At 39.0% G+C, this 17,708-nt stretch carries 11 protein-coding genes; 4 read left to right on the top strand and 7 right to left on the bottom strand.

Translation table 11 applies throughout. The features are described from left to right. Positions 1-26: 26 nt before the first annotated feature. From QNI15_RS21995 to QNI15_RS21980, 4 genes are all read right to left on the bottom strand, one after another. Positions 27-1,520, bottom strand: a complete 1,494-nt coding sequence (locus tag QNI15_RS21995; protein ID WP_313991470.1) for an N-acetylneuraminate synthase family protein — start codon at positions 1,518-1,520, stop codon at positions 27-29. A gap of 57 nt (positions 1,521-1,577) precedes the next feature. Further along, positions 1,578-2,618: an acylneuraminate cytidylyltransferase family protein gene (locus QNI15_RS21990; RefSeq protein WP_313991472.1), complete on the bottom strand. Its 1,041-nt coding sequence runs from the start codon at positions 2,616-2,618 to the stop codon at positions 1,578-1,580. Between the two features lie 117 nt (positions 2,619-2,735). Beyond that, positions 2,736-7,136, bottom strand: coding sequence for a beta strand repeat-containing protein (locus QNI15_RS21985; protein ID WP_314033537.1), 4,401 nt, complete (start codon positions 7,134-7,136; stop codon positions 2,736-2,738). Positions 7,137-7,247: 111 nt separating this feature from the next. Next, the gene (locus tag QNI15_RS21980) at positions 7,248-7,976 is read right to left on the bottom strand and encodes a glycosyltransferase family 2 protein (RefSeq protein WP_313991478.1); all 729 of its coding nucleotides are present in this window, start codon (positions 7,974-7,976) and stop codon (positions 7,248-7,250) included. 550 nt (positions 7,977-8,526) lie between these two features. Here QNI15_RS21980 and rlmB point away from each other — a divergent pair. Then, entirely contained in the window at positions 8,527-9,264 is a 738-nt protein-coding gene (rlmB, locus tag QNI15_RS21975; protein WP_313991480.1) for a 23S rRNA (guanosine(2251)-2'-O)-methyltransferase RlmB, read from the top strand. 502 nt (positions 9,265-9,766) lie between these two features. On the opposite strand, the gene QNI15_RS21970 is transcribed toward rlmB, so the two are convergent. Next, on the bottom strand, positions 9,767-12,442 hold the full coding sequence (locus tag QNI15_RS21970) for an ABC transporter permease (protein ID WP_314033535.1): 2,676 nt from the start codon (positions 12,440-12,442) through the stop codon (positions 9,767-9,769). 152 nt (positions 12,443-12,594) lie between these two features. Then, positions 12,595-13,824 carry an S-adenosylmethionine:tRNA ribosyltransferase-isomerase gene (locus QNI15_RS21965; RefSeq protein ID WP_313991486.1) on the bottom strand — a complete coding sequence of 410 codons (1,230 nt, stop codon included), beginning with the start codon at positions 13,822-13,824 and terminating at the stop codon, positions 12,595-12,597. Positions 13,825-14,008: 184 nt separating this feature from the next. Between QNI15_RS21965 and tatC the strand changes: the two genes are divergently transcribed. After that, on the top strand, positions 14,009-14,908 hold the full coding sequence (gene tatC, locus QNI15_RS21960; protein ID WP_314033533.1) for a twin-arginine translocase subunit TatC: 900 nt from the start codon (positions 14,009-14,011) through the stop codon (positions 14,906-14,908). Positions 14,909-14,982: 74 nt separating this feature from the next. Here tatC and QNI15_RS21955 read toward each other — a convergent pair whose 3' ends face one another. Then, complete coding sequence (locus tag QNI15_RS21955) at positions 14,983-15,522, bottom strand: RDD family protein (protein WP_314033531.1); 540 nt, start codon at positions 15,520-15,522, stop codon at positions 14,983-14,985. 391 nt (positions 15,523-15,913) lie between these two features. Between QNI15_RS21955 and QNI15_RS21950 the strand changes: the two genes are divergently transcribed. After that, on the top strand, positions 15,914-16,348 hold the full coding sequence (locus QNI15_RS21950) for a YybH family protein (protein WP_314033529.1): 435 nt from the start codon (positions 15,914-15,916) through the stop codon (positions 16,346-16,348). Positions 16,349-16,426: 78 nt separating this feature from the next. Next, the gene (locus QNI15_RS21945; protein ID WP_314033527.1) at positions 16,427-17,707 is read left to right on the top strand and encodes a metal-dependent hydrolase family protein; all 1,281 of its coding nucleotides are present in this window, start codon (positions 16,427-16,429) and stop codon (positions 17,705-17,707) included. Position 17,708: the final 1 nt, after the last annotated feature.

Here is a 17,708-nt window from a genome sequence, read left to right as displayed (position 1 = left end):
GGATCAGCAATCAGATTTGTTACTTTTTAAAACTCTTCCAGCACTGTTTTACGTTGCATAGGATCTAAAGCAGCAATGCGTTCATCTTCATAGAAAGAGTCGTTACGGAAATGTGTAGTAGAAATTTCTTCAAAGATTGCCCCTTTTTCAGAGCTGAAAGAATGCCATGTTTCCCGTTCTACCAGTAACTGATCTCCAGGTTTAAGAGTATATTGACGATCTTCTAACTGTGCCTTCAAGTCACCATATAACAGTTGGAAAGTTTCTTCTTTCTTCTTGTGTTTATGAGATGGATGTGACTGGCCTGGCAGAACAACAATTAGTTTTTTGCAGTATTCCCGATTGATGATATTTACAATCAGACAACCTGTAGTGGCAAAGTTTTCCAAACCATAGTGATGTGAAAGCTCAACTTCATAATTATCACCTAATACAACTCCTGCTTCTGTAAATAACCCCTTAGCCTGATGGATAATACCCCTGATCTGGGTATATAAATCCGGAGGATTTGTTTCAAAGACTCCTTCGTTTACTTTATAATCCTTTGATGCTTTCCACTTTGCCCGATAACGGCCAAATTCTCCTGAAGTAAGTTGACCCGGCTGGCATGGCATAGCAAAAAAGACATCATCTGCAGTAATTTCCTGTCCGCTTTTTAGGGCTCGCTTAGCGAAAACACCTCTCTTTAATGACAATAACGAATCTATTTCTGCCTGTGTTACAGACTTTTCATTATTTCCACAAATCACCTTGGCCTGTAAGGTAGCTGCAATCCACTGATCTACCTGTTCAGGATTCATTGAGTAGTTATTCAGTTTGATGGTATCTGTTGGCAAACCTACGTGGCGTTCCAGAATCTTAGCTCCTTTAGCAATAGCAATTTTAGCTACATCTGTGTTGTCAGGTGCCTCATGGCCTGAATAGCCAATAGTTACATCCGGATAACGACGGATTATCTTTTCAAGGAAATTAAGATGCAATACATTGTCAGGACTTGGATAAATTCCTACACAGTGCAACACGGCAAAATCTACAGTGCGGTGACGCAGGAAGCTAACCAAATTGTCTATTTGCGGCATTAGTAATCCACCTGTAGAAGCAATAATGGGTTTCCCGGCTTTAGCTATTTTCTGCAACAAAGGCCAGTCATCTGCACTGGCACTGGCTACTTTAATAATCTCAATACCATGTTTCAGAATAATGTCCACAGACTCTTCGTCAAATGGAGTACAGATGGTAACAAGGCCTTCTTCACGGGTAGCTTTTACCATTGTATAGTAATCATCCAGAGACAATTCTGTACTTAGGAAACGGCTAATATGTTTGGCTTCTGTATTGTTGCGGTAATCAGGATGGATAAATGTATCCAGTTGACGATATTGAAACTTTACAGCTGCATTGATATTGTATTTCCGTTTAATTTTTCCCATCTCCCGGATAATCGCAAGGCCATGATTCACATCGCCCTGGTGATTATTGGCCATCTCGAATATAAAAAGATCATTAAAAAGAGGATTCATATACATGTAAAGAAGTTAATGGATGAAAAGGCATAGAAGGTATAACGAACTACTAATTTATTTCTTAACCAGTTTGTAGAGATCATCAAAAGATAACATCCGGTCGTCTATATAATATTCTGCTGCTGGTTTGCCAAATCGAAGATCATGGTATCTCACTCCCCAGCGTTTCATCTGCTCACGGGTGGTTTCTGACCAGTCGATTCCAGTTTTGGTACCACGTGCTGTAAATAATATAATCTCGTGTCCAGCATCATAAAGTGCATTTACGGCAGCAACCATCATTGGGTTACAGTCGGCCTTTGTATAATCATTGTCAGGTGTAAGAGTAGCAATCACACCATCAATATCAAAACAGAAAGACTTAACTTTTTTAGTGTGGCCAGATGGCACATCGTTAGCTACAGAGTTAAGACGCGCAGATACTTCACTAAGCTGACTTTCATAATCAATATCAAAGATTTCTTGCATGATATACCCCTGTATACGATCACCTGTCATGGAATCCTTTTCCAGTAATGTACTGGTGCGTACAATATCAATGGAGGCATTTTGCAGATAAGTTTTAGGTAGTATCTGCCGGGGTTGATTATAGGCTTCCCGTATATCTGTTTTAATGACAGGGCTTAGTTTACCTGCCTCATCCTGAAACCACATTTTGTAAGGTGTTTCAGGGCTTTCTACTACAGAGCGAACAGAATCCAAGGTATTATCAGACAGAATTATATCAATCATCGTATCAATGTCTGCAGGGTTACGAACCGGATGGGTAGGCCGTAAATGAACACAGATATCCGGAATATAATTTTCATTTTCCTTTAACCAATGCAATGTATGCTGAAATACTTCCAGATCAGTTGAGTGATCCTGAGAGATAGTATCTGGCCGCAGGAATGGGACTTCTGCCCCAAATTGCTTTGCGATGCCAGCGTAGAGTTCACTATCAGTGCTGACAATCACACGATCTATTTTCTTTGAAGCTAAGGCATGTTCTATGGAATAGGCCAGCATAGGCTTGCCTGCGATAGAACGGATATTTTTATGAGGGATAGACTTAGAGCCTTGACGAGCTGGTATAATGGCTAAAACAGTTGGCACAATAGTGTGATTTTCGCTGAAACAGGATTTTACTGGCCAAAGTTAAAAAGAAAAACGTAGAAGCATAGTACTACGACTACACTTCTACGTTTTCAAAAGTTTCGGTTCTTTAAAGAACTAGTATTGTTTCACTACCTTAATAGTCTCTTTTACTCCTGTCTGATCTGCGATACGGATCAGATAAAGTCCTTGAGAAGATCTCTTACCCAGCACTACCGTATTTCCACCTGTAGCCTGTGTTTGATCTACTACTTTACCCGTTTGGTCTACCAGACTAACAGTCACTGCTGCATACTGTGCTTTCAATGTCACAGAAACAGTGCTGTTAAATGGATTAGGATAAGCTACAGACTGACTTTCTTCATCTCCTGATAAACTAGTAGTTGCAGCGGCAACTCTTCCAGCAGGAGCTGTTGTTGTTTTAAAGGTAGTCGTAGCAGACCATGCAGACCAATTGGTTGGTCCTACAGGATCATTAGTTGCTTGAGAACGTACTCTTATATAATAAGTAGTATTATAATTAAGAGCAGGTGTAAGATCAACTATTGGTAGAGTAGCTGGAATCCGATCAACAACTACATTTGAAAATGCTGCATCTGTTGCAATCTGCATCTGATAAGATGTTACGTTAAATACGTTCGCAGGTGATGTCGTAAAGTAAATGGTAGGCTTTACAGACATATTTGTCAGTGAACCAACCATTGAGATTGTATTTGTACGAGTATAAGCAGGAACTGTAAATGATTGTGTCCATCCCCAATAACCTGTCTGTAAATATGTGCCATTAGCAGTTGTTCGTGCATTTTTCACCCGAAGATAATACGTTTGCCCAGGTTTGAGATAACGAACATAATCATACTCACCTAGAATAGTATAAGCTTGGAAGTTAGTGTTAATTGTTGAGGCATCAACTGTTGTTAATGTACTACCTACCCATTTTTTATAGGAATAACGTTCATAAGCAATTCCACCACCTGCCGGATCTGTTGAGATAGGACCATAAGGACCATGTGCATCTACAAGATTGGTAAAGGCGGCATCTGTCGCGATTTGGAAAAACATAGAGGTTGCATTCTTTACATGCCAGCCACGAAGTTTTGTTGTATTAGCACCTATATTTCCAACAGGGCTATCTGCACCTGACGGATATAAAGAGTTGTAAACATGCTTAACATTGGAAGCACTTGTCCATGCTCCAACTGAAGGTGCTGATACTCTCGCACGTATATAGTATTTATCTCCAGATTCAAGGGTTCCAGCATAACTAATGAATGAAAACACATTCGTTGAAGATGTTGCGGAGTAATTGATAGTGGATGTAAATGTAGAATCCTTACTCAGTTGAATCTCATACTGAGTTGCTCCAGATACTGCAAGTACCTGCAAAGTTTGATTCAAACTATTCAGATAGGTCTCACCACCAACAACATTCGATGTACTGGTAACCAACTCCAGATACGTTTCCAGTGGGTTAACAGTAGTAAATGTATAGATACCTGGATCTGAATCTGTGCCATCATAATTGCCAAAATAGCCTATATTTGCTCCATTCAAGCTTACCGCTGTAGCAATACGAATCTTGTATGTCGTTCCAGCAGCCAAAATTCCATTTGGAATAGCAAAGGATGGATTTGTAGATGTTGCATAATAATATCCAGCTCTTGTAGACCAATCACCTGAACCACCAACAGGTACTATTTCAATAGAGTAATTAGTAACTGTACCACAATCTCCCTGATAAGGGGCAAATGTAATGGTAGGAGTCACAGAAACCCCTGTTGCACCATCAAGAGGAGAGGATAATGTTGGCTCTAAAGTTCCTCCAACACCGCCAGTACTGAAATCAAATAATGTAGCAGAACCAGTAATAGCTGTAAAGCTTCCTCCTGTACCATTGCCAGCAGTCAAACGTATCTCATAATTTGTATTCGCCAGTAATTGTGTATTATCAAAGGAGAATGTATAATCTGAACCACTAGGTGTGCTGTAGAAAGCTGTTCCAAAAGAGCCAGCAGGTTTTTGTCTGTATTCCACCTTAATCGTATTGGCACCTGGATAGGCATTTACAATCACAGGGAATCCACAAGGATTTAATCCTGTTAATGAAAGTGGGCTTTGAATAGAAACGCCTGGTGTTGGTGTAATAGTGAAGGTATTGACATCACTGAAAGTACCATTGGCTGTAGTATATGTAACCCGTGCACGATAGGTATTACCTGCTGTCAGGAAAGAAGGCACAGTCCAGTTATACGTAGCGGTTGTATAACTTTGAGAAGCCACTACTGTATTTCCAACTGTTCCATCCAAAATCTCATACAACACAGAGTTCAATGTACAACCTGCAAACGGAGATTGAATAACAATAGTAGGTGTTACTGTGTTAATAGTTGCACCATCAGCCGGAGACGTAATTACTGGTGTATTAGCTACTGTGCCAGATTGATTCACTCCTGTAAACCAGTCATTGTAGGATTGTCCAACCAGTATACCTGAGTTATTGGCACCTGTCCGGGTGGTTAACTCAACCAGATAATGTGTATTGTCTGAAAATAATGTACGGGCAAGTGTTATAGTAAAAGGTGTAGTTGCTGCAGTACCATCGGCAAAGTTATAGGTTTGTTCGAAAACAGTAGGTCCAGGGCCTATTGGAAACACTTTAAATACTAAACTTCGTGCAGAGATACTGTTTGCATTTACTGTTACAACCACATCTGAACATAGATCCAGCGTCGATTCATCTGCAGGTGAAACCAGTAAAGGTGTCGCAAGAACAAGAGGCTCTGTAGTGAAACTGATTGTTGTAGATCCTTCTTCAATTGCTCCCCGAATAAATTTGACTCTCAGATAATATGTAGTTCCATAGGCCAATGTGTTAGGAGACCATGTAAAAGGTCCATTACCTGCAGGTTGTGTATTGGTTTGTTTAGCAGAACTATTAAAACTGGAAACAGTATCCAGTTCAAAAGTTGTAGATGTAAGGGTTCCACAACCTGGGTACGCATTTACACTTACTGTAGGATTGATAGAAACGTTGGTAGCATTGGCTATCGGAGCAGTAATTACTGGATTGTTTGGTGTTCCTAGACCGGTTGTTATACGTACAGTATAGGGATTACCATAACTGCTCCATGTATTAGTTCCAGACAGGTCTACCTGATATTGAGCTTCAATGTCATAAGCTGTATTGGGAGTCAAGCTTCCACTCACAGGAATAGCAACTGTGTATGGACCAAAGTTAGCTGCATCACCATCAATAGGCGTAAATGTTGTCTGAAGACCTGAGTAATTGCTTGCAGAAGCTAGTTTATATCTTAATTGTAAACGGTACTCTTTACCATTAATAGGAGCAGGAGAAATCGCAGCTACATTTACACTCAGATTACAAGTAGGCGTGTTGGTTGCATTATTTAAAGGTGAGGTAATAGTAGCAACAACAGATACTGTTGTAAAGGTATGAATGGTTACATATGGGGTTCCTCCCACTATAAATCTTACCCGAACCTGATAGCTGGTACCAAAAGCTAATGTTGTAGTAGGGGACCAAGAAAAAGGCCCTGTACCACTTAATATTTGACTTTGACTATCACTCCCAGCCCAGTCTGCTGGAGAACTTGCAGAGCCTTTGTCAATAGTAATATCTGCAGATGTAAGCGTTCCACAACCTGTAAATGCATTTATATTAATCGTAGGATCAACTGAAACATTTGTTTCTCCATTTATAGGTGATGTAATGACAGGTGTATTATTTATAGTTCCTCCTGTTGTAAAAGTTGATGAGGTTGTTGATCCTATCTGATTATCCAATGGATCAAAAGTTGAAACTTCTATTGTATAAGGAGTGTTTGGAGTAAGTGATGCTAAAGGAATAGCGGGAAGATCATAGTTAGTTTTAGCTTCCGATGCATTTGCAAAACCCACATCAGTTCCATCAGTATTGCTATCTACAATAGGAGCACTTGGAGTTGCAGTAGGATATACCTTATAACTTAATCTTCTTGCTCCTGTATAATTCCCATTAACTGTAATTGTTAAATCCTGACAGAGTGTAACTGTAGAATTATTTGTTGGGGTCACAATTAACGGATTTGCAGGGGTTGGTGCAACAAGATTAACAAAGATATAGCTACTTTGATCATACGTAGGATTTGCGGCTGTAGATGTCGTTGTATATACTATAACTCTATATGGACTATCAAATGGATCTTCAAGTACTAAATCAGAAATTGTAAAAGTATATGTTGCTCCAGATGCTGGCGATGCAACAGAACGTGATGTTAAATAAACAGCATTATTTATGTCTGTATAATCAGATGAAGCACCAAATACAGCAATTCTTATTCTTCGAACACCTGTACGATTATATTGACCTACTACACTCCAGTTATATGGATCTATATTATTCGCTATTCCACCATTATTAACTGCGGGGCTTGTAATTTTAGGTGCTTGCCCCGATGCAGAAAAATCTGCAAGAAGCCCCCCCAAGACCATTAAAAGAAATAGTATACTTTTTTTCATAAAATATTGATTATTGAGACTTTCTGTAAAATCTTTAAATTAATCCTTCCCAAATAAGAAAAGGTAAGTCTGTTTCACCTGATATTTCGATAAGATTCTCTTATAACAAAATCAGGCAAACAGGTTATATTTTAAAATACAATAAATGGCACGAAAACCATCTTTCCAGTTTATCTTTTTCCCTTCTGCATAAGTACGTCCATAATAAGATATACCTACTTCGTAAATACGAACATTAGGGATACGAGCCACTTTTGCTGTTACTTCTGGTTCAAAACCAAACCGATTTTCTTTTAGCTTAATTGCCTGGATCATATCTGTACGAAAGAGCTTATAGCATGTTTCCATATCAGTCAGGTTCAGGTTAGTAAACATATTGGATAGAAATGTCAGAAACTTGTTACCAATGGTGTGCCAGAAGAATAAAATACGGTGTGGGTTACCGCCCATAAAGCGTGAACCAAATACTATATCTGCAAAACCTTCCAGGACAGGTTGTAACAGAATATTATATTCACGCGGATCATACTCTAAATCCGCATCCTGGATAATTACATATTCGCCGGTTGCTTTACTGATCCCTGTATGCAGGGCGGCTCCTTTGCCTTTGTTTACTTCGTGTTTAAAATAGGTAATAGGGAGATCTGGATTTTCTCGCTGATAATTCAGAATAGCATCTTCTGTGTTGTCTTTTGAACAATCATTGATAATGATAACTTCTTTTTCAATGTTATTAAGTAGTTGTACCGCTTTAATTTTATTTAAAATGAAGTGGATAGTTCTGCCTTCATTATATGCCGGAATAACAATAGATAGTTTGGTAATGGTTGTTGTTTGCACAGAAAATAAGGTTTAAAAGAGCAAAAGATGCTATTTATAGTCAAATTATGTAAAAGTAAATAATACTTTTGCAATTCTAGTGCATATTCCTTAAAAAAAGAATGACACAAAAACAATACTCCTATTTACTAGACTATCATGCAATGATATCTTTGTTCAATACAACCTTATTGTTCATTTCTGCGGATCACTAAAAGATATTCTAAGAACGTATCCTGAACTGAGAAAAATATAGGGTTTCCTCTCTGTTATATACGATAATAACCAACTTTTAGATTTATCTGCAGGAGGTAAACAGGATAGAAAGTTATAGGCATATTCATCCGCTGTAAGACACTTCATACTAAACAAACTACTACTTCAGGTTATATTTTACTTTAGAAATAATAGGAAAAGTCAAAAACAGCTTTGTTTTATGTCTCAGCTTCGCCTATTGTGTTTGTTGTAACAATTTTCAAGCATATCTCTGCTTACCAAACTTTTTATTCTACCCTGCACTACCTACCTTTGCTCTTTCGCTTATTTTGTTTTCATACTAATTCTCTTTTCATTGAGCAAAGATCTTGTTTTTGGCATTCGGGCTGTGATCGAAACCATCCGGGCTGGTAAAGAAATAGATAAATTATTGATACAACGGGATCTGAGTACAGCCGGAAACCTGGCTGAATTACTACAGGCTGCCCATGAATTTAATGTGCCTATATCTCGTGTACCTAAGGAACGACTGGACCGTGTTACCCGTAAAAACCATCAAGGGGTGATTGCATTTGTATCTGCTGTAAACTATGCCAAACTCCACAATGTAATCAGTGATGTATATGAACGTGGTCTGGTACCTTTGATTTTGATACTGGATCGGGTAACAGATGTTCGTAACTTTGGTGCGATAGCTCGTACTGCTGAATGTGCGGGTGCACATGCGATTGTCATTCCTGCCAAAGGAGCTGCCCAAATCAATGCAGATGCTGTCAAAACATCTTCAGGAGCCTTGAATTTTATTCCGGTTTGTCGGGAAGAAAGTTTAGTACGAACTGTTTCTTTCCTGCAGGAGTCCGGATTGCAGGTAATAGGATGTACAGAGAAAGCGGAGAAACTATTATATGAATCAGATCTTACTGTCCCTACGGCTATCATTATGGGCTCAGAAGAAGATGGTATTACCAATGAACTGATTCGTAAAGTAGACGCATTGGTCAAAATTCCAGAGGCTGGCCAGATTTCATCTCTGAATGTTTCTGTTGCTGCCGGAGTAATGATCTATGAAGCAATACGTCAACGATTAAGATAGAAATTAGATTAGACTAAAGACTTTCGTCATCTATAAGTAAGAGGCGATAATAACTCCCTTTGGAAGATTTCCCTTGTGCATAATTCAGTGCAAGAGATTTTTTGACTGAGGCAAAGCAGTTGGCTCCTTCAATAGAGAGTTTATGTTGAACTCACCGCAGATTTTGTTTTGCCGTGAGTTCACTACGAAGTTGTTTAGGATAAGTTTTAAACCAGCTCAACGAACAGATTTTGTAGCGAGCCTCAATTTCACGCCCCAGGTTGGTGTTATCACCAACCTGCATAATGGGAAACAACTCGTTGGTGATAACACCAACGATGGGAGAAGGCGCAGCACAGGTATTTTTAGTTCTTATAGAACTTGTATTAAATCTGCCTTATAAGATTATCCTAAACAACTTCTACAAGAGTCCTCTTATGCATAACTCACAGCAAAACTTTTTTTGAGCGGTATTCACCGCAAATATCCTAGTTGCGGTGAATACCATGCAGTATCATTTATTTTACTCACTTCGTAATGTCTTCACAGGATTTACATGTGCAGCTTTAATTGCTTGAGAGCTTACAGTAAACAAAGCTATCAGAATTGCAGAAACTCCACAGAATGCAAACACCCACCAGGCTATATCAATGTGATACGCGAAATCGTTTAACCAAAGACTCATGGCATAATATACTAATGGCCAGGCTATGAGATTTGCCAAAGCAACAAGTTTTAAGAAATCTTTGGCAAACAAGGTTACAATATCACTCACAGACGCACCAACCACCTTACGAATACCGATTTCTTTCTTACGTTGTTCGGCCATAAACATTGCTAACCCAAACAAGCCCAGACAAGCTACAAATATGGTCAGGCCCGAAAATATCCCTACAATCTGTCCAATTCGTTGTTCTGCCTGATATACCGCCTCAAAATCAGTATCCAGAAAGGAGTACTCAAAAGGTGCTTCTACTCCCAGAGCTGTCCATTGTTGCTTCAGTGATGATACTAAACCTACCACATCTTTTGTTTTTACCTTCACAAGCATAGTTCCCCGATTTTGCCCCAGTACCATTACCAACGGAGAGATACGTTCATGTAATGATCTGAAATGAAAATCCTGCACAATCCCAATCACATGATAAGCAGTTTTCTTTCCATTATTGTCAGAATTTGTGAGAGTGTGTCCAATAGCATGGTTGTTCCAGCCAAAACTTCTGGCTGCCGTTTCATTCAGAATAATGGCAGTAGAGTCGGTGGCGAACTGTTCTGAGAAGTTTCGTCCCTGTATGATTTTCATACCCATCGTTGCCAGATAGCGGTAATCTACTCCATAGCGAAGTGTTTTTACCATCTTGTTAGGATTGTCTTCACCTGTAATAAAAAAATTATTATTGTAAGAATTACCTGCAGGTATATACCCAGAAATGCTTGCATTACTCACCCGTGAGTCTTGCAGCAATTTCTGATAAAAGACATCTTCATTTTTGGCTAGTCGCCAGGTTTCCCGCATAATCAATACCTGATCTTTTTCATATCCCAACGCTTTATTTTGAATGTACGAAAGTTGCTGATAAACAATGGTTGTTCCTATCATTAAAGAGATCGAGACACAGAACTGAAAAACAACCAGACCGCTACGTAATCCAATACTTTCCCGAGCTGTTACCAATTTGCCTTTCAACACCTGTATGGGTTTAAAGGAAGATAAGAAGAAGGCAGGATAACTGCCAGCAATAGTTCCAACCAGAATGCCAAATAAAAGCAGCCCAGGCAACAACCAGGGAGTTTTTACAAAGTGTAAACTCAGTTCTCTGCCTGCCAGCTGATTAAACACAGGCAAGGCCAGATATACCAAGCCAATAGCGATACCCAATGCAAACAATGTGAGTAGAATAGACTCCAACAGAAACTGCCCTATCAGTTCGGATTTTACAGAGCCAAGCACTTTACGCATACCTACTTCTCTGGCTCGTTTGGCAGCGCCTGCCGTCGAAAGATTCATAAAATTGATACAGGCAATAAGTACCATGAAGAGGGCAATTGCACTAAAGATATAGATATACTGAATATTGCCAGCCGGACTTAGATCATATAAGAAATTAGAATGCAGGTGAATATCTGTCAGTGGTTGTAAGAACAGACCTATACTGTTTCCTTTCTGCCGAAACTCTTTTGTACTCATTCCCATTGCTACCTGCATCTGTGGACTCATGTATTTATCTACAGTATAATCCAGCTTGCTTTCAAGTTTCTTATAATCATATCCGTTAGGCAGTACCAGATAGGTATAGAACTCTGATGACATCCATGAATCTGACTTAGCCTCAGGCAGACTGCTCATGGAAACAAACAGATCAAAATGAAAGTGAGAGTTGGTAGGGATTGTTTCTATTACTCCTGTTATTTTACAGGTAGCATTCAGTTCTTTAAACACCAACATCTTGCCTATTGGGTCTTCTGTTCCAAAATAACGTTTGGCTAATTCTTTGGTAATGACAGTACTATTGGGCTCAAGCAAAGCCGTTCTAGGGTTTCCTTGCAGAAAAGGCAGTGTAAACACCTGAAAGAAGTTAGAGTCTGCAAAAGCAAACCCATTGATCTTAAAAGTATTCTCCTTATAAGAGACCAAAGGAGATCCTCCAGAACGCAAACGAGTGGCGTCCAGTACTTCCGGATAATCCGACTTCAGTACCCGAGCTGTAGGAGGCATCACATGGGATTCTGCGATATGTTCTCCATGTGTATTTGCATTGAATACAACCCGGACTATTTGATCGGCCTTCTCATTAAACCGGTCATAGCTAAATTCATGCTGTACATACAACATAATCAACAGGGCAGTGGCAATACCGATGGCAAGTCCAAATACATTTAGAAATGTAAAAGCTTTACGACGCCAAAGATTACGAAAGGCGATGATCAGATAGTTTTGTAGCATATCAGTAGTCAGAGTTTGTAGTGTTTTTCTACGTCGGATAACGGAAGGCCTCAGATAACTAACGACCTCCCGAAAGTAAAGTCTGTTTGCATAACGTATCCCTTTTTTTCTGACACGCAAATGATATCGTTCATGCAGATCTCCTTGTACCTCTTCCAGTAAATGGGGAGCACAGAATCTTTCCAGCAGGCGATCCATCCAGAGAGGTGGATTACATTGTAAATGGGAAGATTGCTTTGACGAAGATGGTTGCATGTATCAGGATGGTTACTACCAGACATTACTTCCATTTCGGTAGAACAAATGCATTGCCAAAAAACAAAATGCCTCTTTCTATAGTAAAAAGAGGCATTTACTAAAAGAGCCTTCGTTTTATATGTCCGATAATGGACACATGTTGTCCGTTTTTATCCAGGAATAAGTACAGATGAATCGCCATAACTCAGAAACCGATAGCCATTACTCAATGCATCCTGATAAATACGTTTCCAGTCTTGTCCTACAAATGCTGCAACCAGCAAAATAAGAGTACTTCCAGGTTGGTGATAGTTAGTAATTAACCCTTTGCATACTCTAAACTGATAACCAGGTACAATGAGAATCTGCGTTTCACCTAGTATCTCTTCCAGATTATGTTGCTGCATATACTCATAAATAGCCTGAAAAGATTCGCTGACAGTTGGTAATTGTCCGTTTACTTGATAGGGATAGACTTTCTCAATGAAAAAAGTAGTGGTTTCCTGTCTGAGCAGTTTCACGCCATACCAGTACAGACTTTCCATACTCCGCATAGAAGTAGTTCCTACCACAAAAATAGACTCTGGCTTTTGTAGAAACTTTTCCAGACTAGCTTTAGTAAAAACAATCTGTTCGACATGCATAGGATGCTGCCATACATTTTTTTCTTTGATAGGCTGAAATGTACCTGCCCCTACATGCAATGTAATAAACTCTGTTTCTATACCTTTTGCTTTCAACTCTGCAAAAACAACGTCTGTAAAATGTAAACCAGCAGTTGGTGCCGCTACAGCTCCTTCGTTTCGTGAATAGACAGTTTGATACGTCTCTTCATCTTTTTTACTTGCTTTACGGTTAAGGTAAGGTGGTAATGGAATCTCTCCTAACTTTGCCAGCACTTCAGAAAAAGGTAATTCAGCAGGAGACCAGGAAAAACGAACCAGATTTTGGGTTACATCTATCAATACAGCTTCAACAGCTATAGATTCTGTAACAGAAACAGCCAGCAATACTTTCAGAGCCTCTCCTTCTTTCCAGCGTTTTTTATTTCCAATCATACATTGCCAGGCACAACTACCTGTTTGCCGCATGGCTTCGTGGGCTGTCTGGCTATGGTTTTGAGGCTGTAACAGAAAAATTTCAATCAAAGCCCCTGTGTCCCGCCGAAAATATAGACGGGCGGGAATTACTTTGGTATCATTAAAAACTAATAGTGTACCTTCAGGCAAAAAATCCGTTACTTTGTAAAAATTCGTATGTGTAATATTACCTTTGTTATAAACCAGCAAACGGGACTGATCCCGTGGCTCAACCGGAAAAACGGCAATATGCTCTTCAGGTAAATGATAGGTATATTCTTCAAGTAGAATTTCTGTCAAAAATGATGGATTGGGACTCATACTAAAACACCCGATTTTCGTTTTCTATCTGAAGTTCTCAGATTTCAAGGATTGTTGTCAATAAAATGTTGCAATTTGAGTATTTTTGTAAAGCCTTGGTACTTTTCTGGCGTAAATCTTTGTGCAGAAATGAAGTAGTACCATATAAAATATAAACTCTGTTACTTAACAAATTATCTTATCTGTGAAGCCGACATACGAGAACAGTTGGGAAGAGAACACACAATCTCAGACATCCTACTACGATAATGACGAAGAAGAGTCAAATCCAGGCGAACGAGAGATGTCATTTATTGACCATCTGGAAGAGTTGCGCTGGCATATCATCCGCTCTGTAGCATCTATCTTCATTTTTGCAATTGCAGCGTTGTACTTCAAGGACTTTGTATTTCATGAAGTACTTTTAGGACCTACACGTACAGACTTTTGGACCTATCGTATGCTTTGTAAATTGGCAGGTGAAGTTCATGTAGATGGTTTATGTGTAGATAAGCTTGACTTTATATTACAGAATACTACAGTAGGTGGCCAATTTACTACTTATATAACAACAGCAGCTCTGGCAGGTTTAATAGGCGCATTTCCTTACGCATTTTGGGAAATTTGGAGCTTTATTAAACCAGGCCTACGTCCTGAAGAACGAAGAGCAGCAAGAGGATCTGTATTTTATGTTACTATCTTATTCCTATCTGGGGTTTTATTTGGATATTATATAATTTCTCCTTTGACAATAAACTTTTTAGCAAACTTTAAGCTAGATGAAAGTATTGCAAATGAGTTTAACATCAGTTCGTATTTCTCCATCCTTGCCACTCTTACAGTAGCTTGTGGAGCGATGTTTCAATTGCCAATGGTAGTGTTCTTCCTCTCAAAAGCAGGGGTTGTTACACCTTCTCTCATGCGGGATTATCGTCGCCATGCGTATGTTGTAATTCTGGTAATTGCAGCGATTATTACACCATCGCCTGACATGATCAGCCAGATTCTGGTTGCAATGCCTTTATTCTTCTTATATGAAATAAGTATTAGTGTTTCTGCAAGAGTAGAAAAACAAAGACAAAAAGCATGGGATGCAGGTCAATAAAATACCGTTGTTAATCACAACAAAAGAAAAACCCCGCTATTTCTTAATATAACGGGGTTTTTCTTTTATTATGATTAGTATTTTTCGTCTTCTGCGTAAAAGTTAATAGATTCCTGTCTCAAGCTATCCAGATTATACAATGGTATATCATCTACTACCATTGTACCAGATGCTTTATCATGCCAGCCAACTGGTGTTTCACTCAGAAAAGAGAACACTTCAAAAGAAATAATTCGGACACAATTACGGCCAACAATAGTTCCAAAGTCAGGTTTCTCACCTTCTTCTGTCACTACTTTGGTTCGTGTAATCATTTTTCCAATTGTCTTCCCAGAAAAGTACTCCAAAGGAATATAATAGCAGGTAATCTGAAAAAAAAATGTAATCAGTCTATCAACCAAACTATTTATCTCATCTATGTTTGAAATAATATCTTCGTCTATTAGTGCACCCCAGACCACCCCAATTATAATCATAACAATCACTGCTATAATATAGCTTAGAATAAAATCGATGATATAGTTTGCCAGTCTTTTTCCCCAGGTAGTAGGAGTGATAACCTGACGCACAAATTCACGCTTGTCTAAAAGAGACTCTGAAGAAAATCTATCCATAAACCAGAAATAGTGTTTAAGTTCTCTATAAATCCTCTGTCTATTTTTCAGGTAACCAAAGTACTGAAACTAACAAAGTTATCAGGAAGTAAGAAATAATCTTTTTTTAGGAGAAACAGATTGTACTCTTTTTGACTAAATCTGAAAACAAATTTAAAGAAGAGAGCTTTTTATGATAAAAGTACTGGTAGTAGGCTCATTAGGAGGAAACCCTTGACAAATCATGTTGTTATTTTAATAAGATACTTGATTTTTCTCCTCTGTCATATTCCAATAAATGGATTATTTACATTGTATTTTAAATAGACCAGCGAATTATTGACAAAAAGTCTGCTTTTCACGTAATTGAGAAAGTCAACTCTAGTTTTATACCACTTCAACTTTCTTATTTATGAAGTTTATCTACTTATCCATTATTTCCTGTATACTTTTTTGCTTTACTGCATCCGCACAAAAAAATATTGATTCACAGTCTATACTCAAGGCCATGGACGAACAGGTGAAGGCCTGGAATACGGGAGATCTGATTAAGTTTATGGATGGCTACTTACAATCTGATTCTCTCCAGTTTATTGGAAGCAAGGGTATTGTTTATGGATGGAAATCAACACTGGAGCGTTATCAGAAAAGTTATCCTGATGCCGCAGCCCGAGGAACACTACGCTTTGAAATTTTAAAGGTTGATATAGTAAGTAAGGATGCAGCCTTTGTTATTGGCAAATTTTTTCTGACACGTCCTCAGGTAGGTGATGCTAATGGTCACTTTACATTACTGTGGCGTAAAGTCAATGGCAAGTGGAAGATTGTCGTGGATCACACCAGCTAATAACAAAGAGATTATATTTTTTAACCAGCTGATTGAAGCACATACCTTTACCAAACAAACCAATTACCTTTCTTACGTATGAAGAAAATTCTTTACTCTGCAGCCCTTTTTGCATGGGCCACATGTGCCTTTGCCCAAAAAACACTGCTCCATTGTGGCACTCTGATAGATGGTGTCCGTAACGATACACAAACTCAAATGACTCTTGTAGTTGAGGGCAAAAAAATCATTCGTATCGACAAAGGATATACGAATCCTGCCGCAGATGAAAAAGTAGTGGATCTCAAAAATAAAACCGTTATGCCTGGCTTTACAGATATGCACGTACACCTGGAAAGCGAAACCAGCAAAGATCAATATCTCAAACGCATGAGTTATGGCCAGGCGGATATAGCTTTTGAAGCACAGAAGCATGCGATGACAACCCTAATGGCAGGTTTTACTACTGTTCGCGATCTGGGTGGTAGTGGCGTAAATATTTCTTTGCGCAATGCCATCAACAAAGGTCTGGTAGTAGGGCCCCGTATTTTTACTTCTGGTAAAACTATTGCTACTACAGGTGGTCATGGTGATCCTACCAATGGATGGAGATCTGATATTCAGTTTCCAACTGCTACTAGTGATGGAGTGGTGGATAGTCCGGATGCAGCCCGTCAGGCTATTCGCCAACGATACAAAGACGGAGTAGATTGTATCAAAATCACTGCAACTGGCGGTGTATTAAGTATTGCTAAAAGTGGAAAAGCACCCCAATTTATGGAAGATGAACTGGATGCTATTGTAAAAACCGCCAAAGATTACGGCTTTCATGTAGCAGCTCATGCCCATGGAGCCGAAGGCATGAAGAGAGCCATCAAAGCGGGTATTACCACCATAGAACATGGTACGTTCATGGATGATGAAACCATTGAACTATTCAAAAAATATGGAACCTATTATGTACCTACTATCATTGCTGGAAAAACTGTAGCGGACTCAGCCAAGGTTCCAGGATATTATCATCCACTGGTTATACCCAAAGCAATAGAAACAGGCAAACAGATTCAGGCAACTTTTGCCAAAGCCTATAAAGCTGGTGTAAAAATTGCCTTTGGTACAGATGCAGGTGTATTTCTGCATGGAAAAAATGCGAAAGAATTTGAATATATGGTAGAAGCAGGAATGCCAGCTATGCAGGCCATTAAATGTGCTACCATTATTCCTGCTGAAATTCTGGGCATGAAAGATCAGCTTGGCTCTCTGGAATCTGGTAAATTTGCAGACATTGTGGCTACCAATGAGAATCCTCTTCAGAATATTAAGACATTACAAAATGTAACCTTTGTAATGAAAGAAGGAGTAGTATACAAGAATCAATAAT

The organism is Xanthocytophaga flava (assembly GCF_030068545.1).
GTDB lineage: Bacteria > Bacteroidota > Bacteroidia > Cytophagales > 172606-1 > Xanthocytophaga > Xanthocytophaga flava.
This window is presented reverse-complemented; position numbering and strand designations above follow the sequence as displayed.